Origin of the sequence: Leclercia adecarboxylata, from assembly GCF_023639785.1 — a bacterium.
Lineage (GTDB): Bacteria > Pseudomonadota > Gammaproteobacteria > Enterobacterales > Enterobacteriaceae > Enterobacter > Enterobacter adecarboxylatus_D.
This window is the reverse complement of record NZ_CP098325.1, coordinates 1,615,104-1,635,095: the sequence shown is the minus strand read 5'-3', so window position 1 is coordinate 1,635,095 and position 19,992 is coordinate 1,615,104. Positions and strand designations below refer to the sequence as shown.

Genomic DNA, 19,992 nt, shown 5'->3' with positions numbered 1-19,992 from the left:
TTTTACCCTCGCTCCCCGGTTTACTGCCGCGCGGTGTCAGTGATACCGCCCGAATCATTAATGGCGCGCCATGTCACCTGCCCGGTACCGTTAACCGTCCACGTCTGGCTGCTCATCGGGGCGATCATCCCCGGATCGAAGATCTCTTTTCCGCCCACCGCCAGGCTGTAAAAGGAGACGTAAAAGGGTGTCGGGTTGTGGGCCACCAGCCGGTTGCCGCTGCGGGTGAAGGTCAGCTTCTGCCAGGCCTCTTTTGAGTCGCCCAGCCCTTTCGGGCGCCAGAAGAGCTTAAATTTGGATTTGACGTTGATCTGCAGCTTGTTGGACTCCCCTTTTTGCGTCGGGGAGATATTTTTCACGCACAGCCAGAAGATGGATTCCCTGTCACCGGGCAGAGTCCCGCCGGTAAAGCCGATTCGCAGGACGTTCTCCTGCTCGGGATCGAGGCGAAAGAGCGGCGGTGTCACCACAAAAGGCACCGGCCGCTTATCCTTTGCGGTCAGGTTCTCCACCCATGACTGCACCAGGTACGGGACGCTGGTATCCATATTGGTTACCGTAATGGCGGCTTCGCGTTTACCTTCCTGATAAATAACGCGGGTTCCCCCCATAACGATGCCGGCCTGCGCGCTGGCGCAGAACAGAAAAGAGGCCATGACAGCGGCAAGAAGCTGTTTCATCGTGCAATTACCATTGAAGTCAAAGAGATGAACAGGCGCGGAGCCTGTTCATGCGGGGATCAGTTGTAAACCATCAGGAAGTTTGCCACGCCGTTGGCCGCCCCGGAGGTGACCGTTGCCACCGTAGAGATGTAGTCAGCGAAAAACGGCACCGTGGCTTTACCCGCGGCCACCGGAACGCTGGCAGACACGCTCCCCAGGCTGACCTGCGAGTTGGATGCATCGCCGTTATACAATTTAATGCCTACGCCGGTCGCTCCGCCTGCTACCGCCAGCAGCGTGGCGTCGGTGGCATCTTTTTGCCCGTCAAACAGCACGGCCACCGTCTTAACCGACGTCGGACAGCTATCTATCTGAATCTTGAAGGGGGTTTTTGTTGTTTCGGTTTTTGCTGCGGTGAAATAGCTTGCGGCCCATTTACCCAGATCCACCTTCACATCTTTACTGGAGGCGGTGACATTGCAGGAGTTATCGACAATTTCCCCGCTGAACTCAACCACCCCACCGGCGCTTTGCGTACCTGCGGCAGCGCCCGGGTTGAAGGTTACATTGCCAGAAAATGCCGCACCAGAAGCCAGAATGCCCATCAGGGCTGCGGCGACGCGAAATTGGTTTTTCATTATTACACTCAACGTTATTTGTTATTCATGATGACGTTGACCGATGCCCTCCGGTCGTGACATTCATCCCTTATGCGTTTCCCTTTAAATTAAAATGCCTCTTTGCTTAACCGGAGTGCATTATTCCCCTGATTAATCGCCCTTTATGAAATCAATAAAATGCGTTTAATACGCTTACGCACGCAAAAATGATATTTCCCGTAACAATAAATTACAACCGTTGCACGGTGAGTTAAAACCACGCGCTAATTAATGTATACATGTCAACATTGATCTAATTGATGAGTATTATTATTTTTGTATCAGATTGCACCATGATGGGGAGGCATGGCTACAGAAATATAACATTAACGTGCTGAAAATGGCTGCCTGAGAAATTATCCTCAACAGTAAAAATAGCAGCCAAATTAATATTAAGACAAATCTTAAAGCGGCAATTTAAAATAAATCTGGCATTTTAATGTTTACATTAAAATATCCACCCGCCGTATAATGATTACGAAATTATTATGTGATATTGATAGAGCCAATGCGCTGAGTGGCTATTTTGCGCTGTGTCACCCTCTTCCCATGACGGGCAGAGGGTAATTTAAAATGAGGAGTCAAAGATGTGTACAGGTCTGTATGACAACGCCCGTCGCTATGCTGACGAAAAAAAATAACCCCTGTCTGAAAACCAGCACCAGCAGCGTGATGCTGATGGTGCTTTCCTCTGAGACTACGGCGTCAGGTCTTAATCTGCATGACAGATGCTGTCCCGGTAAATACTCACTGATTTGCCGAAAACCCTTATCGTCGCTCACGCCTCAGGGCATCAAGTCCCTATTAACTCTGGTATGTATCGGATAAGTCGTTGTCGGTACCCGACCGGTTTTTAGCATAAAATGAACATTCATCTGCCGGTATCCGTGCGTTATATTGCTAAGTATTCCAGCATTAAACACCCCGTTTCTAACGCTGCAATCTGGAGTGACATGTATGTCTCAACCCAAGCTGTTTACACCGTTACGTATCCGCAATCTTGAACTCGATAATCGCATCGTGATCGCCCCCATGTGTCAGTATTCCGCCGAAGAGGGCTGTATGAATGACTGGCACACTCTCCATCTGGGGCAACTGGCGCTGTCCGGCGCGGGCCTGCTGACCATCGAGGCGGCAGCCGTCTCCCCTGAAGGCCGCATTACTTACGCGGACGTCGGTCTCTATGATGACAAGACCGAAGAAGCGATGGGCCAGGTGCTTAACACTATTCGGAAGTGGTCAGATATTCCTGTTGGGATCCAGCTGGCGCATGCGGGAAGAAAAGCCTCCACGCACAAACCCTGGGACAATAAAGGTCAACAGATCCCACCCGACCAGCCAAAGGGATGGCAAACCTTAGCCCCTTCCGCAGTGCCTTATAATGAGGGCTATGTCCCGCCAGACGCGCTCGACAGCGATGGCTTAGCCGAAATCCGCAACCAGTTCGTCGAGTCCGCTAAGCGTGCCGCCCGACTGGATTTCGATCTGATTCAGATCCATGCCGCCCACGGCTACCTGTTACATCAATTTTTATCCCCGCTCTCTAACCAGCGTACGGATAACTACGGCGGTTCGCTGGAAAACAGGGCCCGCTTCCCGCTGGAGATTGTGGATGCGGTGCGCGAAGCTTTCCCGGCGGATAAAGCCATCAGCGTGCGTATCTCTGCGACAGACTGGGTGGAAGGCGGATTTAACCTTGAGGAAGCGGTAGCCTTCTCTGAGATGCTGGAAGCCCATGGTGTTGATGTGATTCACGTCTCCAGCGGCGGCCTGCACCCTGCTCAGAAAATTGATGTTTATCCTGGCTATCAGGTGCCGCTGGCGAGAGCGGTTAAAGCAGCGGTAAACATTCCGGTGGTCGCGGTGGGATTAATCACCGAGCCCGAGCATGCGGAATCTATCGTGGCGAGCGGGGATGCGGATATCATCGCTATCGCCCGGGGTGCGCTCTACAACCCACGCTGGCCATGGCATGCTGCTGCCGCACTGGGGGCCCAGGTGCATGCGCCGGAACAGTATCTGCGCTGTCAGCCTCATACGCTGAAGAATTTGTTTAAGTCCTGACCCTGAAGAGTACCCGTGGTACACGGGTACTCTTTATGCCTTCCCCCCGGGATAGATGAGCGGCATCATTCCCGCCATTGCCCTCGAGCTAATGATGAAGAGGGTACATAAAATAACAACGATCCAGCTAAACATATAAAACGCATTACTCGCCCCCAATCCTCTGCGGGAGAGAAACATATTCTCGTCTGAGATAAAGGTCCTGGAGACGTTGCGAAACTGAACAATGTAATAAACGCAATAACCCGGCATGAGGAATAAGAACAGGACGCCCACCCTCTTATCAAAAACAAGCGCAAGCAGCACGCTAACGGCGATGATAGCTAAATAGACGACTGCCGCGGTCGACTCCATTTTTCGTAATTTGTTTCTGACGGCATCCTCGTGCAGCGCTTTCCAGCGACGGAACGAGCTGATACTGAAGCCATATTTCTCACACAACGCGTTATCAGGCGTGCCTTCTTTAGCCTGCCGAAGAAAATCCGCAATGTGTTCCTCAGTGAAACGCTTTCTGCTCATAGAGTCTTCCTTCGCAGAACCTGGATGGGATTTGGCCTCACCTGAAAAGATGAGTAGCTGAAAAGATGTTGAGTGAGAAAGGTACAGATTTTAGAGACAAAAAAGCCCGTTTTCACGGGCTTTTATGCAGAATTTGGCGGAAGCGTAGAGATTCGAACTCTAGAACCCTTTCGGGTCGCCGGTTTTCAAGACCGGTGCCTTCAACCGCTCGGCCACGCTTCCAGAGTGAGGCGCACTATAAACATCTCTGCGCCCTGTGTAAAGGGGGTGAATTGAAGAATTTGAAAATGTTCTGGTTTTTGCGCGTTCCGCATACAATTGCCCGGCGGCGCGGGCCTGCACTCAAAACGGCAACCCGCGTTGCCGTTTTGCTTTTACCTCAGAACCACGCCTCCCACATCGCACCGACGTTGAAGTCGTCGAGGGTTTCGTCTTTCGTGTTGTTCACGCGGGCGGTCCGTTCGTTATCCACCTTGCCGCCGGTGACGTAGAAGCGCAGCATCGGACGGAATTCCGGCCCCATGGCGATGGACATGTTCTGCGACAGGGTCAGCTTCCAGCCCTTGTTATCCCCGCCCTGGTCGTAATCAACATGCTGCCAGCCCGCCTCCAGCCAGGTGGAGTGCACGTCGTTCCACCAGTGCATCGGACGCACGATGGCGTTGTAGTTCTTGCGGTTGTCGGTGTTGTCACGGCTGTTGTCATAGTCGTGGAAGGCCAGAATGTACTCCACCTGCGTCGCCTGGGTGAACTTGTACAGCCCTTCAAAGCTGGCGTACACCGTGGTCAGATCCTCGGTTTTGTTGAACACGCTGTTGTCGGCGTTATCAGAGTAGCGGGCAATCACCTTGTTCACGCCGCTGTCGTTGGTGTGGCTGATAACCGCACCGCCCTGCCAGGCGTTGGTGCGCTCTTCGGTGTCGATGGCCTTCGAGTCAAAGCCGTAGTTGGCGTAGATCTCCAGATCCAGTGGCCCCAGCTTCATGCCGTGAATTTTGGAGGTGGCCGCGTAGTTGCCCTTGTCGCCGGTGCCGGAGCCGCCGGTACAGGTGATGCGCGACGGGTTGGCCTCATCGTCCATCACTTCCGGGCTGCAGGACTCGACCGCCGCCACGGTGGCCACGTCAAACTGCACGCCGCCGATGTCGAAGTTCTTCACCCCGGCGCCCTGGCCGTCGTGGTTCATCCAGAAGTAGTCGTTGATGCCCTGCTGCGGACGCTGGTGGAAGTCACGCCCCGCCCAGATATAAGCGTTCGGGTTGGAGGCCAGAATATTGGTCACTCCGGCGTAGGCTTTTTTCAGGTTAACCTCGTCGCCCCAGTGGTCAATCATCACGTTGACGTCCCAGATGGCGCCATTTTCGCCTTTAAAGGCTTTGGAGAGCTGGAACTCGCCGCCGTTGCTTTCGTTACCCAGACGACCAATCGCCGAGGCGCCGTTGTAGGAGCCGTCCACGGCGACGTATTTCTGATCCGCGGCCTGGAAGTGCGCTCCGTAGCGGGCATAACCGGTAAACTTAATCCCGAACGGGATCGCCATATCCGGTGACTGGGCCGCGCTTTGCGGCTCGTTGATGACGTCGGCTTTTTTCGCCACGGCGGCATCCATTTTTGCCTGGCGCTCGGCCAGGGCTTTATCCACCGCTTTGGCCACAATGGCGTCGATTTGCTCCTGCGTAAATTCCTGGGCGAGGACAGACATCGGGCAAAGCGCGGCGATAACCGCCATTGTTAATGGCAGCTTTTTAATCATATTCATGGTTATCTCAATATATAGTTAAATTTTATTCAGACAATAACCACCCCGTTCCGGACTGACAGAATATGTCGCTATCATCAGAACAAGTTGATTTTAAATTTTATGGGGCCAGAGGTTGACACAATTATCGTAAGGCTTTCTCCTTCTCTGAAATTATTATGTGCGTTGGATTTTAAAACGTGATCGCTGGCAGTAAGCGGCAAATAACCGGCTGAGCCATACCCTCTATTTTCCTGCCCTGATGCTCAATTACGTTATTTCACTATCCGGTTAAGATAATGCTCAAACGTGAACCTCGTCGCAAAAAAACCTTTATATCCCCTGCACCTTGTAACTTCTTTTCCTGAACTATTTGTCCGTTCTTTATAAACCTGCGCGCCAGGATCACAGAAATAAAAAAACATAATAAATTAATTTAAAAACGTAATGGATCCCCCCTGGTCACCTGTGTCAGAAAGAGCTTAACATTCATAAAACAAATCGGAGATCGGATTAGAATGAGTAAAAACATAATGCAAAGCCGGCATGATGAATATCATAAATTATCTCGCGGGGAGCGCATTGGCTACGGGATGGGCGACTTTGCGCAGAACCTGGTGTTTGGTACGATTGGCGGTTTTCTGGCGCTGCACATGTTGACGGTAAATACAATCGGTACCGCCACGGCGGGATTCATATTTCTGTTCGTGCGCATCATCAATGTTTTTTGGGATCCGATGGTAGGCACCTATGTTGACAAAAGAAGTTCAATAGCAGGGAAATATCGCCCGTGGATTTTAAGGGCTGGCGTCCCGCTGGTTATTCTGTCCGCGTTACTGTTCGCGCCCATTCCTGGCGTTAAAGGTTCAGTGCCCTTTGCCTTTATTGTTTATTTGGCTCTTGATCTGGTTTATTCCGTTGTAAACATTCCCTATGGCTCGCTGAATGCCTCATTGACCCGCGATCCTGAATCTATCGATAAATTGACCAGCACGCGAATGATGCTGGCCAACAGCGCCAACCTTCTGGTCTATACCCTCTTCCCTATGTTTGTCCAGATGGCCTCACCTAAGGATCGGAGCCTCAAGGATACCGGTTTTTTTGGGCTTGAACTCAATATGGGCAACTATACCGATCCCTCAGCAAACTATGCCTGGTTTGGCGTATATTCGATCTATATGGTTATCGGGGCGATTGCCCTGTTCATTTGCTATAAATTTACCAAAGAACGGGTTGTTGCCTCAGCTGAGCAAACGGCCAACGTTAAAACGACCGACCTCTTCCTTGAACTCAAAAATAACCGCCCGCTGGTTATTCTTGGGGTATTTTTCATGCTCGCCTTTACCTTTATGTTCTTCATGAACACCGTGAACGGCTTTTTCAATCAGTTTGTTGTCGGCCATTCCGAATGGATGGGCGCCGTGGGCCTTGTAGCCTCTGTTCCCGGCATTCTGTTCCCTGTTTTCTGGCCCAGACTGAAGAAAATTTTTGGTAAAAAGGGCTTCTTCCACGTCTTCCTCGGCATGTTTATTGTTGGCGAATTACTGACATACGTTTGGTCGCGCGAGGGGATGCATGACGCACTCTGGCTCGCTTATATCGCCACCTTTATCAAGCAGTGGGGATTAACGTCGGCGACCGGATTTATGTGGGCCCTGGTGCCGGAAGTGATTGCTTATGGGGAATTAAAATCTGGCAAGCGCAATGCTGCAATCATCAATGCCATTATGGGACTCTTCTTCAAAATTGGTTTTACGATTGGCGGCGCGATCCCACTGTGGTTACTGGCAGCCTATGGATTTAGCGAAACAGGGGCACAGCAAAGTGCGAGTGCTATCGACGGCATCCTTATCACCGCAGTCTGGATCCCTATAGTGTTAGCGGTCATCTCAATGATCGTGATTCATATTTATCCTATCTCCGATAAACATGTCACCGATATTAACCGTCAGCTTGATGAGATCCGCGTCTAATTTGAAATGTGAACCCACAGTCTTTATAAAAAATTCATAAAAACGTTAAAAGGTAGAATGTTATGTGGCTTATCCAGAACCCTGTACTCCCTGGTTTTAACCCGGACCCCAGCATTATTCGTGTAGACGACACCTACTACATCGCGAACTCCACGTTTGAGTGGTTCCCGGGGGTGCGTCTGCATGAGTCAAAAGACCTGAAAAACTGGACTCTGCTGCCCAGCCCATTATCAACAACGGCGCTTTTAGATATGAAAGGAAATCCCTCTTCTGGCGGGATTTGGGCACCTGCGCTCTCTTACGCCGATGGCAAATTCTGGCTGGTTTACACGGATGTGAAAATCACCGAAGGGGCCTTCAAGGACATGAAAAACTATCTGACCACCGCAACAGATATTCGTGGCCCCTGGAGCGATCCCATTAAGCTTAATGGCGTTGGTTTCGATGCCTCACTCTTCCATGATGAAGACGGGCGTAAATATCTGGTTCAACAAACCTGGGACCATCGCGAATACCATCATCCCTTCAACGGCATTACCTTAACCGAGCTGGATACAAAGACATTAAAATTAAAACCAGAGACGGCGCGTACGATTTACAGAGGCACCGCCGTCGCCCTTGTTGAGGGGCCGCATCTGTATAAACTGAACGGCTATTACTATCTTTTCGCCGCCCAGGGCGGGACAGTTTTCACCCATCAGGAGGTTGTTGCGCGCTCAAAAACCTTAGAGGCCGACAGCTTTGAAACCCAGCCCGGCGAGGTATTCCTGACCAACGTCGATACCCCGGACAGCTATATTCAGAAACAGGGGCATGGGGCGTTAGTATCGACGCCTGAAGGCGAATGGTATTACGCCTCGCTCTGCGCACGTCCGTGGAACCGCCCGGGTGAATCCGCCTACGATCCCCGGGGTTGGTCAACCCTGGGGCGTGAAACCGCTATCCAGAAAGTGTACTGGGATGCAGAGGGCTGGCCGCGCATTGAAGGCGGCCATGGTGGCAAAACCTTTGTCGAGGGCCCCAGTGGCGCCATTGACACCGAAAGCGCAAAAGATCACAGCCAGCGCGATGATTTCAAAAGTGCGACGCTCGATATTAACTGGAATACGCTTCGGGTCCCCTTCAGCGAAAAAATGGGCACCACAGGTGACGGCAAGTTGACGTTAACGGGACAAGGTTCTTTAGCGAATACCCACGATCTTTCGCTAATTGCCCGCCGCTGGCAGGCCTTTTATTTTGATGCTCAGGTTAAAATCAAATTCAATCCATTCAGTTATCAACAGATGGCGGGCCTGACAAATTATTACAACGATCGTCACTGGAGCTTCGTCTTCATTACCTGGAATGAAGTTAAGGGTTCTGTTATCGAAATAGGTGAAAATAACCGCGGGAAATATACGTCTTACCTGAAAGATAACGCCATCAAAATACCGGAGGGAACAGAGTATGTCTGGTTCCGCACGAAAGTCCGGAAGGAAACCTATTCCTACGAATACAGCTTTGATGGTGTCGCGTTCACAGAGATCCCTGTCAAACTGGATGCTGCGGTCCTGTCAGATGATTATGTCCTGCAAAGCTACGGCGGGTTCTTTACCGGCGCGTTCGTTGGCCTCGCGGTTGTCGATTACTCGGGCTACGATGCCAGCGCAGATTTTTATGATTTCGTTTATCAGGAACTTGGCGACAGGTTAACTGCAAATGGCGTCTATAGCCGGGAGGCAAGCGAGTCGCGGTTTAATTAAAGCCCGTTTTTCGCAAATAAAATGGGGCCCGCGGGCCCCATTTTGTTGACATCGCACGCCGGGAAATTACTCAGGCAGCGCGTAAACCACAACCTGGTCGCCCACCTGATCCTTCAGGATAGTGTTCCCGCCCGCGACAAACGCCACATACTGACGGCCTTTGTATTCATAGACCGACGGGTTGGCGACCGCTGGCGCTTCAACCTGATCGGACCACAGCTCTTCGCCGCTCTCCACCGAGTAGGCGCGAACTTTGGCATCCATAGAGGCACCGATAAAGACCACCCCACCCGCAGTGATGGCCGGGCCGCCAATGGTTGGCGAGCCCCAGCTTTCCGGCATAAAGAAACCGTATTGCTGCGAAGCACCCACCGGACGACGCCACTTCACGTCACCGGTATGCATATCCAGCGCGACAATCTCACCAAACGGTGGCTTCCAGCACGGCATGCCCAGCCAGTTATTGGCCACCAGCAGACGCATGCCGTATGGCGCGCCTTCCTGCGGCGCAAAACCGCTTTCGTTGCCAGAGTCTTTATCGGCTTTATCGTAATCTTCGCGGCTGTAGAGCTTCACGTACTGCACGATATGTGAGGTGTTAACGATAGCGATCTGCTTGTTTGGATCGAACGCTACCCCGCCCCACTGCACGCCACCGGCGCTGTCCGGATAGGTCAGCGCGCCCTCGCCTTTGGCGGTTGGCGGCGTGTACATGCCTTCATAGGTCAGATTATCCCACAGGCGTGAGCACTGGCCGGCCCCGACCATATCGGCCAGTTTCCAGATCTCCGGCTTTTTCGACTGATCGAGCAGCGGCGCAGGCTTCGTCGGGAACGGCTGAGTGGGGGAAAGTTTTTCACCCTGCACCGAACCGTCGCCCTGCGGAACCGGACGCTCTTCGATAGGCCAGACGTCCTCCCCGGTCAGGCGGTTTACCACAAACAGGAAGCCCTGCTTGGTGGCCTGAATCAGCGCCGGGATCTGCTTGCCGTCTACGGTGATATCCATCAGCGTTGGTGCGGAGTTGATATCATAATCCCACACGTCGTGATGCACCCACTGGCGGGACCAGACCACTTTACCGGTATTGATGTCCAGCGCGGTGGTCGAGGTGCCAAGCGGGATCGCGTCGACACGGTTCCCGCCCCAGTAGTTAGGCGACGGGGAGGAGACCGGGAGATAGACCAGACCGTTGGCTTCGTCGGCGGACATGTGCGTCCAGACGTTAGCGGTACCCGTGCGTTGGCGGATGTCGGCTGGAATCGCCTCGAAGGACCACTCCCGCTCGCCGGTCTGGGCGTTGATGGAAAACACGGTGCCCGGAGGCGCTTCGGCGTAGGCCCAGTCTTTACCGGCCCAGCCTATCAGCAGATGGTTACCCACCACCGTTGGCGGCTGCAGAATGGAGAGCGGGAATTTGGCGTTCACCGTGTTCCACTGGTTTACGTTCAGCACGCCGTTGTCGGCAAAGCTGCTGCACGGCTTGCCGGAGTCGGCGTCAAGGGCGTAGAGCTTGCCGTCAACCGTGCCCATATAGACGATCTTCTGGCAGGCTTCCCCGGCAACCGGGTTTTTGGCCTGCCAGTAGGAGACACCGCGGTTCTTCAGCACCGGCTGGGTCAGCGCCTTGCGCGGCGATTTGGTGTCGTAGTGCCACTTCTCTTTCCCGGTGCCCGGGTCGATCGCAATCAGGCGATCGAAGGGGGTGCCGATGTAGAGCGTGTCGTTGGCGAAGATGGGCGTGGCTGACCAGACGGTCGCCGGGGTATCGCCCTTACCATCCGAGACATCGCCGGTATGAAACTCCCAGACTTTTTTTAATTTCCCGACGTTCTCCGCGGTGATCTGGGTCAGCGGGCTGTATTTCTGGGCATTAAGTTGCCCGTGAAAACTGTCCCAGGTGGCGGTGGAAGGCACCAGCGGCGTCCCCGGATGGGCTGCCGTGGCCACTTTCTGCCCCTCGCTTTTTCCGGTTGAGGCTTCATCAGTGGTTTTGGTGGTGCCCGGCGCCTGTTGGTCGGCCGCATCCACGTTCAGCTCTTCCTGCGTCCCCTGAGAGGCCTCAGCGGCTTTATCCTGCGCATGCAGTGAGAGTGGCGCAACCAGCAGTGCCAGAGCCGTCATGCTGACTTTTATTAACGGGTAGTGTTTATCGTTATGCACGGGTGGCTCCTCAGGCTCTGACGCGGGGATGGTGATGAACGGAATTGCTGCTCAGCATAATCAGACCAATCAGGCCGACCACCATGGCTGCCGTAATGATGTACTGGTGCAGCAGGGCGGCCGCAAAACCAATACCCGCCAGTACCACAAGCGTGACAACAATCAGGAAGATACGCGCGCCACGACCGGACGCGCCCCGTAGCATAAAGGTCAGTACCGCCAGCACGGCGCAGGCTATAGCAACGCCCAGCGCACCAATGGTGCCGGTGACGCCGGTAAGGGGCGTCAGCCAGGCGTATAACGCCACCGCAAAGCCAATGACCGCAGCCAGCAACAGCAACATGCTGCCGGTGCGAGAGGGATGAGAATGCAACATACCAGGAAGTCCCCTATCAAATAAAATTAATCAAGACACCAGTGGATTTGTGCGGCTGATAAAGCCTGAAGCAGGGCGTAAAACAGCGACACAGTTCACTAAACGTAACTGAGTATAGAAGAAGGAATTTAAAGGGGGCGTGCAAACCTTTGTAGGCTATACGATCTCTCAGGCTGAAAGCAGCACGCTTTCAGCCTTTCCCGGTGTGAGACACGTCGTTTTGCGGAAATAAAGCAGTGCAGGCCGCCTGAAGTCGTCTCTTATCTGAATCGATATAGTGTGCGCTTTCAATATGCTCTTTAACCTCACCCGCCAGGGTAGATGCGGCTAAGCCAAACTCCGCGGGCCAGCCGCGGCTCAACATGCTGAGGCTTTTCAGCACTCTTAGCTGTATTTCTCGCATCGCGGCACCGTCGCGCGCGATGGGTGAAAAAAAATCTTCCATCAGGTCGCTGGCCTGAAGAGGCGCCACGTGAACGGTAGGGTATCGCACTTCAGCGTTGTCGCTCATCTTCGAGGCATACTCAGACAACACCCTTACCCCCCTGCCAATCACATCAATCGCGGTGCCGGGATCGTTGACGGCGGGCGAAAGTGCGCGACAGGCGATTTCAGCCAGCACGCAGAGACAAAACCGGGGATCCTGATTAAAAGAACGCACGTCAGAAACGCGAATGGTCGACAACAGCTCTTCATACAACGCGCTGGCTTCGCCGGTCGTTACGTACATCACAGGCTGGGTAGGATGGACGAAACTGCCGGGCTGCGACACAAGGTAAACGTGCAGTGGACTGCCGGATAGCAGGGCGTGAAGCCTGTCAATATCAACATACTCAACATAGCCAATGCTGCGGGGATAGATCGCCACTGTTCCCTTTGGCTGAACACCCTTCTCAAGCCAGGGGTAACCGCCAAGGTAAGGGTTTTTAGCCCGTTCAAGAAAGGTTTCTAACGCCGCATCCTCCACTTTTCTGGTGGTCTCCCCGACGCGTCCGAGCGCGGTCAGATGCTGGATCCAGCGCAGCAGCGTAAACAGAATCAGCGCAATGACGACCAGGGTGACGATAAATAAAATCACCCGTCCCCGTTCCCCGTATGCCCCCATATTCAGGGCGATGATCCCCACCAGGCTAAAGAGAAACGAGCCAATAAAGGTGGCCAGCACGTTTTGGGTGGTGACATCCTCCACAACCAGCCGCGTGGCGCGGGGGGTGACGTTCGTCGTCGCTGAGCCGTAGGCGGAGACCATGATGCTAAGGGAAAAGGTGGTCACGGCCAGCATGCTTGACGCGAGGATATTGAGGATGTTGTCGACCGCTTCGGCCCCCACCTTGACCGACAGGGTCTCCGGGATCATCGATTTAAAAAAGATGGATATCAGCGCCGTGATAACGGCCGCAATGGCGAACAGCGTTGCCCTGAACCAGAGTTTTTTAAAGACCTGTGCCAGTATCCACCGCCAGCGCGACATCATCAGGGACCTCTTTTCGTCAGTTGCAGGATAAAAAAATGCCGCCAGAGAGGGCGGCATTGAGAGATTAACGAACCAGATGCAGGAAGTGCAGATGCTTTTCGTACTGGTCAAGAATGTCGTTGATAAGCTGTTCCTGAGTCCAGCTCATCACGTCGTAATCCTGTCCCCCCTCTTTGAGGTAGACTTCCGCACGATAGTACCGGTGCTGCTCCGCCTGCTGTTCGTCGTTATCGATAGCCGCCAGGGCGAAAGTCGGCGAGTTATAGCCACGCAGCCTGACTTCATAGAGAAAGTTCAGCTCATTGCCTAAGTCAACTTCAAAGCGAAGTCGATCGTCTGACGCATCGCTGATTCGGCTCACCGTGCCCTGTTTGCTCAGCTCCTCCTGAACCAGCGTCATCGCCGGCTGGATCACCTCATCCATAAAGCGCTTCACCAGTGAGCGCTTCGGCAGATAGGCGATGTTACGTAAACGCCGCTGCCACGGAATAGGATTGCGGGCCGCGGTAGGGGCGATAGTCGCCATGCTCAGGCTCTCGCGCTTGGTTAAATCGCGACGCAGCGCCTTCAGCAGGCCGTAGATCGAGATAAGCAGGATGACGGAAAACGGTAATGCGCTGGCAATAGTGACCGTTTGCAGCGCGCTTAGCCCACCGGCAAGAAGCAGCGCAATGGCTACCACCCCCATCAGCGCGGCCCAGAAAATGCGCTGCCAGACCGGCGTATTCGGTTCGCCGCCGGATGCCAGCGTGTCCACCACCATGGCACCCGAGTCGGCTGAGGTGACAAAGAAGACAATGACCATCGCCATGGCAATAAACGACAGTATGGATGAGAACGGGAAATGCTCGAGGAAATTGAACAGCGCCAGCGCCACATCCTGCTGTACCGTGTTCGCCAGATCGGTTGCCCCCTGGGTCATAATGAGATAAATCGCGCTATTGCCGAAAACGGTCATCCACATCAGGGTGAAACCGGCCGGGACAAAGAGCACACCGGTTACGAATTCACGAATGGTTCTGCCGCGTGAGACGCGGGCGATGAACATCCCGACAAAAGGCGACCAGGAGAGCCACCAGCCCCAGTACAGCAGCGTCCAGCCCCCCAGCCAGTTGCTGGATTTTGGCTCGTAGGCGTAAAGGTTGAACGTCTTACTCACCAGTTCAGAGAGATAGCCGCCAGTGTTTTCAACGAAAGACTTCAGCAGCAGGACGGTAGGCCCCAGACACAGCACCAGCACCAGCAGCAGCAAGGCCAGCCCCAGATTAAGCTCGGACAGAATGCGGATGCCTTTATCCAGGCCGGAGACGACGGAAATGGTCGCCAGGCCGGTGATCACCACTATCAGGATGACCTGCACCGTTTCATTGATAGGCACACCGAAGAGATGATTAAGCCCGGCATTCACCTGCAATACGCCGTAGCCCAGCGAGGTCGCCACCCCAAACACGGTGCCGATAACGGCAAAAATATCGACGGCGTGTCCTATTGGCCCATAAATTTTGTCACCGATGATAGGATAGAGCGCCGAGCGCAACGTCAGCGGCAGACCGTGACGGTAGCTGAAAAAGGCAAGGATCAACGCAACAATGGCATAGATTGCCCAGGCGTGAAGCCCCCAGTGGAAGAAGGTTAACCGCATTGCTTCTTTGGCGGCGGCAACGGTCTCGGGGGTGCCTACCGGCGGAGAGAGATAGTGCATGACCGGCTCGGCTACGCCGAAGAACATCAGGCCGATCCCCATCCCTGCCGAAAACAGCATGGCAAACCAGGAGTGGTAACTGAAATCGGGCTGGGCATGGTCGGGGCCCAGTTTGATATCGCCGTAGCGAGACAAACCCAGAAACGTCACGCTCAGTAATATCAGCGCGACCGCCAGGATATAGAACCAGCTGGCGTTGGTGAAGATCTGCTGCTGCAGCAGTTTAAAATTTTTGTCGGCAACGTCGGGGAAAATCGCTGCAAATGCAACGAGAAGGAAAATTAACAAAGCAGATGTATAGAAGACCGCTTTGTTAATCTTGCTTTTGGACTGCTTTGGGATGGGATTATTTTCACTCATAGGTAATTTATTCCGTTAAAACTGAAACCGCTCCGGATGAGAGGAATCATCTCTTTCAGGTTAGCAAAATTAGTCTGCTTTTGCAGTTCATGATGGCAATGTTACGTTTTTATGCTCCTGAGTTTTCTGGGGTTAATTTATTCAGTGCGGGACTGAATCTGACTGACGTCAGGTCATTTTTTGGTAAAACAATAAAAGAAAAAGCCCCGCGATATTGCTATCGCAGGGCTTTCCAGATTTGGCGGAAGCGTAGAGATTCGAACTCTAGAACCCTTTCGGGTCGCCGGTTTTCAAGACCGGTGCCTTCAACCGCTCGGCCACGCTTCCTAAGTGAGGCGAACTATAAACACCTCCGTGTGCGCTGTAAAGTATGAACACAATCGTTCGCCTTAAAAATAGCCAAAACGGGTTTAATCGGTTGAATAGGCAACGTATTGGCTATTTTCTCAGCAAGGGCCTTCAGTGCTTTTTGATGTACATATCCTTTGTGAAATAGTACCCGAGCTTATCCGGCGTAAACCCGCCCACCCAGGGCTTAACCAGGTGGGTACGCACGTAGTGGTAAACCGGGATCGCCGGGACATCCCGCGCCAGCAGATCTTCCGCCTGCTGGTAGAATGCCCCACGCTCGGCGGTGGTTTTGGCTTTCGCGGCGTTGACCAGCGCCTCGTCATAGGCCGGATTACTGTACTGGCTGGTGTTCTCGCTGTCGCCGGTACGGAAGTTGTTCAGGAAGGTCGCCGCATCGTCGTAATCGGCAATCCAGGCGTAGCGCACCGCATCAAAGTTGTGGGTGTGCATAGTATCCAGCATCGTCTTCCACTCCTGGTTTTGCAGCTTCGCCTCTACCCCGAGGTTTTTCTTCCACATTGAGCTGACGGCGATGGCAATACGCTGGTGTGATTCCGAGGTGTTATACAGCAGATTAAAGCTCAGCGGATGTCCCTCGTTGAAGCCTGCTTCGTTCAGCAGCTTTTTCGCCTCAGCGATGCGTTTATCCATTGGCCAGCTGGCGTAATCCGGGTTGTTCAGTTTGACCCCGCCGATGTCCGGCTGGCTGATGACCCACGCCGGACGCTGCCCCTGCCCCAGCACCTTCCCGGCGATAATGTCCTTATCCAGCGCCAGGTTCAGCGCCTTACGCACGCGCGGATCGTTAAACGGCGGACGGGTGGTGTTGAATTCGTAGTAGTAGGTCGCCAGCTGCGGAGAGACATCCACCTCTTTCCCCAGGGTCTTTTGCAACTGAGCGAACTGGTTGATTGGCAGAGTGTAGGCAATATCAATCTCGCCCGCCTTGTAGCGGTTCACATCGGCGGCTTCCGAGGTGATGGGCAGATAAGTCACTTTATTGATGACGGTATGGGCGTTATCCCAGTAGCGCGGGTTGCGCTCGGCGATAATCCGCTCATTGACCACCCACTGGCTGAGCCTGTAAGCCCCGCTGCTGACGAAGTGCTCCGGTTTGGTCCACTTATCGCCATAGCGGCCAATCAGCACCTTATCCACCGGCACCAGCGACGGGTGCGCCAGCATGGCAAGGAACGCCGCGTTAGGCTGGTTGAGCGTCACTTCGAGAGTGGTGTCGTTCAGCGCCTTTACGCCCATGGTATCGGGGGCTTTTTTGCCCTGGGCAATATCGGCGGCATTGACGATGTGCATGTTGCCAGGATAGCTGGCGTACGGCGAGGCGGTTTTCGGATCCACCAGCCGCTGCCAGCTCCAGACCACGTCCTGGGCGGTAATGGCCGTGCCGTCACTCCAGGTAATGCCCGGACGCAAATGGAAGGTCCAGACGGTGTTGTCTTTGTTGTCCCACTTCCCGGCCAGCCGCGGCTGGATCTCCCCTTGCGGCGAGACGCTGACCAGCCCATCGAACAAATCGCTGATAATATTGAATTCGACATCGCTTTCGACTTTATGCGGATCGAGCGATGCCGGCTCATTGCCATTATTCCTGACCAGTTCCTGCTTCTCTGCCAGCTCCGTTCCTGCCGGCACGCTGGCCGCAAACGCCGTTGCGCTTGCGCACAGGATGCCTGCTGTCAGCAAAGAGAGGGTAAATGTTGCTTGTGATGAGGGTTTCATTTCCTTCGCCTTATAGTGTTGTTTTGACGATGCAAAATAACTCTTAGCGCTGCGGCTGGAATAAGGCAATATATTTCAGTGACCTATAAGAGCTTGATCTGATTAATCCTGACAAACCGGGGTTCGTTCTGCGTTCATGACGTTATGGAACATATCATGCTATTCCGGGGCCTAAGACGCTGAGTAAAGATGGGTAAAACCACTTTGTAACCGGCGCGTCGTTTTCTATTCTTGCCGTTAATTACATCTGTCATAAGAGAGTGACTCATGGATCGTATTATTAGTTCTTCACGCGACCGCACATCGCTACTCAGCACCCACAAGGTGCTGCGCAATACGTATTTTATGCTCAGCCTGACGCTGGCCTTCTCCGCGCTGACGGCAACTGCCAGCACCGTGCTGATGCTGCCATCACCGGGGCTTATCCTGACTCTGGTCGGCATGTATGGTCTGATGTTCCTGACCTACAAAACCGCTGATAAGCCGGTCGGTATTCTGTCCGCCTTCGCTTTCACCGGTTTCCTGGGCTACATTCTGGGGCCAATGCTTAACACCTATCTGTCTGCCGGTATGGGTGACCTGATCGGCCTGGCGCTGGGGGGTACGGCTGCGGTGTTCTTCTGCTGTTCCGCCTACGTGCTGACCACCCGCAAAGACATGTCTTTCCTCGGCGGTATGCTGATGGCAGGCATCGTCGTGGTGCTGATCGGTATGGTTGCAAATATCTTCCTGCAGCTGCCGGCCCTGCATCTGGCTATCAGCGCAGTGTTCATCCTGATCTCCTCCGGGGCGATTCTGATGGAAACCAGCAACATCATTCATGGCGGCGAGACCAATTACATCCGCGCCACCGTGAGCCTGTATGTGTCGCTGTACAACATCTTCGTCAGCCTGCTGAGCATCCTGGGCTTCGCCAGCCGCGATTAACCGACAGTGCTGTATAACGAGCCCCGCTTATGCGGGGCTTTCTTTTTTGGTAAACTGCCGCGGTTTTCGATATACCCGTGATGATTATGCTGAACTTTGAAGGTAAAGAGATTGAGACCGATAGCGAAGGCTATCTGAAAGAGACCGGCCAGTGGAGCGAAGGGCTGGCGGCTGTTATTGCCGAAAAAGAGTCTATCGCCCTGACGCCAGAGCACTGGGAAGTGGTGCGCTTCGTGCGTGATTTCTATCTGGAATTCAACACCTCCCCCGCCATCCGCATGCTGGTGAAAGCGATGGCTAATAAGTACGGCGAGGAGAAAGGCAACAGCCGCTATCTGTACCGCCTGTTCCCGAAAGGCCCGGCAAAACAGGCGACCAAAATCGCCGGTCTGCCTAAGCCCGTAAAGTGCATTTAATAGCGAATACCGAAATTCACGTATTCCCGGCCGGGTTGATGCGGTTCTGACAGAACCTTTTCAACCCGCGCGATGCGTGGCCCGCCCGCCTTAAGCCAGTCGAGCAGTTTATCAACCTGCTCCGCCTCGCCGCACGCCACCACCTCGACGCTGCCGTCATCCATATTGCGTGCGTAGCCCGTCAGCCCCAGCTCTGTGGCCTCACGCTGCGTGCTGTAACGAAAACCGACCCCCTGAACCGTGCCGTGAACCCACGCGATAATGCAGACCTGTGCCATACTCCCTCCCCTTATCCATGCCTGGTTCTGAACCCAAAGAATAGCAAATTATGGCCGGAGAATTAGCGCAGCGTTTTGGGTAAACAGCCGTAATGCTGACGGAAACGGGCCGTAAAACGGGAGCTGGAAAGATACCCGCACTGCATGGCGATCTCGCCAATGGGCAGGCGGGTCGACTGCAGCTGTGAGAGTGCCACCGCCATACGCACCTCCTCCACAATCTGGCGAAAGCTTTGCGACTCTTCCCGTAGGCGTCGGCGTAAGGTCGGCACGCTCAAAGCCAGACGGCTGGCAACGTCCTGCGCCGTCCATGCCCGCGCGGGCGCCTGCATAATGAAATGCCGTACCTGCTCGGTAAGGTGGATATTTCGTTCAATCAGCAGCGGACCGGCCACTCCATCATGCAGCAACGCCAGCAGGAGCCCGAAGGCCTGATGCTTTTGCAGCTCATCGGAAAAATTATGCCGCACCGCGTGCAGCAGGTTGCCCCACATAAAGGCGAGCCCTTCGCTGAGCGGGGCACACAGTGAGTCCGTTTTTGAACGCGGCCAGGACTGGAGATAACGCGTTTTAAACTCGGCGATGAGGTCGGGCGATAACAGCAGCAGATCCGAATGGAACACGTCCTGCGCAGGCTGATTGATGATCTCCATCGGGGTGTTCGCCGGAATGATAATGAGCTCATCCGGCGTTGCCACTAAGCGCCTCTCATCCTGGATAATCACCTTGCTGCCGCGCGTAATGTGGCAGATGGCCGGATAGAAGAGCTTAACGTGGTGCAGGCGATGCATTTTACTGGCATTGACCTCAGCCGCTGTCAGATGGTTATGTTGAAAATGAAACTCCTGCAC

Annotated in this window: 16 protein-coding genes and 2 tRNA genes; 5 read left to right on the top strand and 13 right to left on the bottom strand. The window is 53.9% G+C overall.

Annotation, left to right across the window (positions count from 1 at the left end):
- Positions 1 to 20: 20 nt before the first annotated feature.
- Both NB069_RS07595 and NB069_RS07590 read right to left on the bottom strand, forming a co-directional pair.
- Positions 21 to 680, bottom strand: a complete 660-nt coding sequence (locus NB069_RS07595; protein WP_250588794.1) for a fimbrial biogenesis chaperone — start codon at positions 678 to 680, stop codon at positions 21 to 23.
- Between the two features lie 59 nt (positions 681 to 739).
- A complete protein-coding gene (locus NB069_RS07590; RefSeq protein ID WP_250588793.1) occupies positions 740 to 1,300 on the bottom strand; it encodes a fimbrial protein in 561 nt (186 codons plus the stop codon).
- 978 nt (positions 1,301 to 2,278) lie between these two features.
- Between NB069_RS07590 and NB069_RS07585 the strand changes: the two genes are divergently transcribed.
- Complete coding sequence (locus NB069_RS07585) at positions 2,279 to 3,385, top strand: NADH:flavin oxidoreductase/NADH oxidase (RefSeq protein ID WP_250588792.1); 1,107 nt, start codon at positions 2,279 to 2,281, stop codon at positions 3,383 to 3,385.
- 33 nt (positions 3,386 to 3,418) lie between these two features.
- On the opposite strand, the gene NB069_RS07580 is transcribed toward NB069_RS07585, so the two are convergent.
- The 3 genes from NB069_RS07580 to NB069_RS07570 form a co-directional block, all read right to left on the bottom strand.
- Positions 3,419 to 3,904 (bottom strand): transposase, encoded by a 486-nt coding sequence (locus NB069_RS07580; protein ID WP_250588791.1) that lies wholly within the window; start codon positions 3,902 to 3,904, stop codon positions 3,419 to 3,421.
- 134 nt (positions 3,905 to 4,038) lie between these two features.
- Positions 4,039 to 4,126 (bottom strand) — tRNA-Ser (locus NB069_RS07575).
- Positions 4,127 to 4,283: 157 nt separating this feature from the next.
- Entirely contained in the window at positions 4,284 to 5,663 is a 1,380-nt protein-coding gene (locus NB069_RS07570; protein WP_250586808.1) for a carbohydrate porin, read from the bottom strand.
- Between the two features lie 512 nt (positions 5,664 to 6,175).
- Here NB069_RS07570 and NB069_RS07565 point away from each other — a divergent pair.
- Both NB069_RS07565 and NB069_RS07560 read left to right on the top strand, forming a co-directional pair.
- On the top strand, positions 6,176 to 7,615 hold the full coding sequence (locus NB069_RS07565) for an MFS transporter (RefSeq protein ID WP_250589471.1): 1,440 nt from the start codon (positions 6,176 to 6,178) through the stop codon (positions 7,613 to 7,615).
- A 62-nt stretch (positions 7,616 to 7,677) separates the two neighbouring features.
- Positions 7,678 to 9,357, top strand: a complete 1,680-nt coding sequence (locus NB069_RS07560; protein WP_250588790.1) for a glycoside hydrolase family 43 protein — start codon at positions 7,678 to 7,680, stop codon at positions 9,355 to 9,357.
- Between the two features lie 66 nt (positions 9,358 to 9,423).
- Here NB069_RS07560 and NB069_RS07555 read toward each other — a convergent pair whose 3' ends face one another.
- The 6 genes from NB069_RS07555 to NB069_RS07530 form a co-directional block, all read right to left on the bottom strand.
- Positions 9,424 to 11,520, bottom strand: coding sequence for a pyrroloquinoline quinone-dependent dehydrogenase (locus tag NB069_RS07555; protein WP_250588789.1), 2,097 nt, complete (start codon positions 11,518 to 11,520; stop codon positions 9,424 to 9,426).
- 10 nt (positions 11,521 to 11,530) lie between these two features.
- Positions 11,531 to 11,896, bottom strand: a complete 366-nt coding sequence (locus NB069_RS07550) for a hypothetical protein (RefSeq protein ID WP_250588788.1) — start codon at positions 11,894 to 11,896, stop codon at positions 11,531 to 11,533.
- A gap of 190 nt (positions 11,897 to 12,086) precedes the next feature.
- Positions 12,087 to 13,370, bottom strand: a complete 1,284-nt coding sequence (locus NB069_RS07545; protein ID WP_250588787.1) for a DUF2254 domain-containing protein — start codon at positions 13,368 to 13,370, stop codon at positions 12,087 to 12,089.
- Positions 13,371 to 13,434: 64 nt separating this feature from the next.
- The gene (locus tag NB069_RS07540; protein WP_250588786.1) at positions 13,435 to 15,432 is read right to left on the bottom strand and encodes a BCCT family transporter; all 1,998 of its coding nucleotides are present in this window, start codon (positions 15,430 to 15,432) and stop codon (positions 13,435 to 13,437) included.
- A gap of 239 nt (positions 15,433 to 15,671) precedes the next feature.
- A tRNA-Ser gene (locus NB069_RS07535) sits at positions 15,672 to 15,759 on the bottom strand.
- Between the two features lie 132 nt (positions 15,760 to 15,891).
- On the bottom strand, positions 15,892 to 17,520 hold the full coding sequence (locus NB069_RS07530) for an ABC transporter substrate-binding protein (protein WP_250588785.1): 1,629 nt from the start codon (positions 17,518 to 17,520) through the stop codon (positions 15,892 to 15,894).
- 267 nt (positions 17,521 to 17,787) lie between these two features.
- Here NB069_RS07530 and yccA point away from each other — a divergent pair, with 267 nt between their 5' ends.
- Together yccA and tusE are read left to right on the top strand one after the other, a co-directional pair.
- Positions 17,788 to 18,447 carry an FtsH protease modulator YccA gene (gene yccA / locus NB069_RS07525; RefSeq protein ID WP_039029428.1) on the top strand — a complete coding sequence of 220 codons (660 nt, stop codon included), beginning with the start codon at positions 17,788 to 17,790 and terminating at the stop codon, positions 18,445 to 18,447.
- Positions 18,448 to 18,533: 86 nt separating this feature from the next.
- Entirely contained in the window at positions 18,534 to 18,863 is a 330-nt protein-coding gene (tusE, locus tag NB069_RS07520) for a sulfurtransferase TusE (RefSeq protein ID WP_250588784.1), read from the top strand.
- On the opposite strand, the gene yccX is transcribed toward tusE, so the two are convergent.
- The gene (yccX, locus tag NB069_RS07515; RefSeq protein ID WP_250588783.1) at positions 18,860 to 19,141 is read right to left on the bottom strand and encodes an acylphosphatase; all 282 of its coding nucleotides are present in this window, start codon (positions 19,139 to 19,141) and stop codon (positions 18,860 to 18,862) included. The two genes, tusE and yccX, sit on opposite strands and share 4 nt — an antisense overlap.
- Before the next feature lie 62 nt (positions 19,142 to 19,203).
- Entirely contained in the window at positions 19,204 to 19,992 is a 789-nt protein-coding gene (locus tag NB069_RS07510) for a helix-turn-helix transcriptional regulator (RefSeq protein WP_250588782.1), read from the bottom strand.

What these genes read in the sequence shown, in the direction of transcription:
- NB069_RS07595 (WP_250588794.1), bottom strand. Translation starts at nt 680, where the DNA reads ATGAAACAGCTTCTTGCCGCTGTCATGGCCTCTTTTCTGTTCTGCGCC.
- NB069_RS07590 (WP_250588793.1), bottom strand. Translation starts at nt 1,300, where the DNA reads ATGAAAAACCAATTTCGCGTCGCCGCAGCCCTGATGGGCATTCTGGCT.
- NB069_RS07585 (WP_250588792.1), top strand. Translation starts at nt 2,279, where the DNA reads ATGTCTCAACCCAAGCTGTTTACACCGTTACGTATCCGCAATCTTGAA.
- NB069_RS07580 (WP_250588791.1), bottom strand. Translation starts at nt 3,904, where the DNA reads ATGAGCAGAAAGCGTTTCACTGAGGAACACATTGCGGATTTTCTTCGG.
- NB069_RS07570 (WP_250586808.1), bottom strand. Translation starts at nt 5,663, where the DNA reads ATGAATATGATTAAAAAGCTGCCATTAACAATGGCGGTTATCGCCGCG.
- NB069_RS07565 (WP_250589471.1), top strand. Translation starts at nt 6,176, where the DNA reads ATGCAAAGCCGGCATGATGAATATCATAAATTATCTCGCGGGGAGCGC.
- NB069_RS07560 (WP_250588790.1), top strand. Translation starts at nt 7,678, where the DNA reads ATGTGGCTTATCCAGAACCCTGTACTCCCTGGTTTTAACCCGGACCCC.
- NB069_RS07550 (WP_250588788.1), bottom strand. Translation starts at nt 11,896, where the DNA reads ATGTTGCATTCTCATCCCTCTCGCACCGGCAGCATGTTGCTGTTGCTG.
- NB069_RS07545 (WP_250588787.1), bottom strand. Translation starts at nt 13,370, where the DNA reads ATGATGTCGCGCTGGCGGTGGATACTGGCACAGGTCTTTAAAAAACTC.
- NB069_RS07540 (WP_250588786.1), bottom strand. Translation starts at nt 15,432, where the DNA reads ATGAGTGAAAATAATCCCATCCCAAAGCAGTCCAAAAGCAAGATTAAC.
- NB069_RS07530 (WP_250588785.1), bottom strand. Translation starts at nt 17,520, where the DNA reads ATGAAACCCTCATCACAAGCAACATTTACCCTCTCTTTGCTGACAGCA.
- yccA (WP_039029428.1), top strand. Translation starts at nt 17,788, where the DNA reads ATGGATCGTATTATTAGTTCTTCACGCGACCGCACATCGCTACTCAGC.
- tusE (WP_250588784.1), top strand. Translation starts at nt 18,534, where the DNA reads ATGCTGAACTTTGAAGGTAAAGAGATTGAGACCGATAGCGAAGGCTAT.
- yccX (WP_250588783.1), bottom strand. Translation starts at nt 19,141, where the DNA reads ATGGCACAGGTCTGCATTATCGCGTGGGTTCACGGCACGGTTCAGGGG.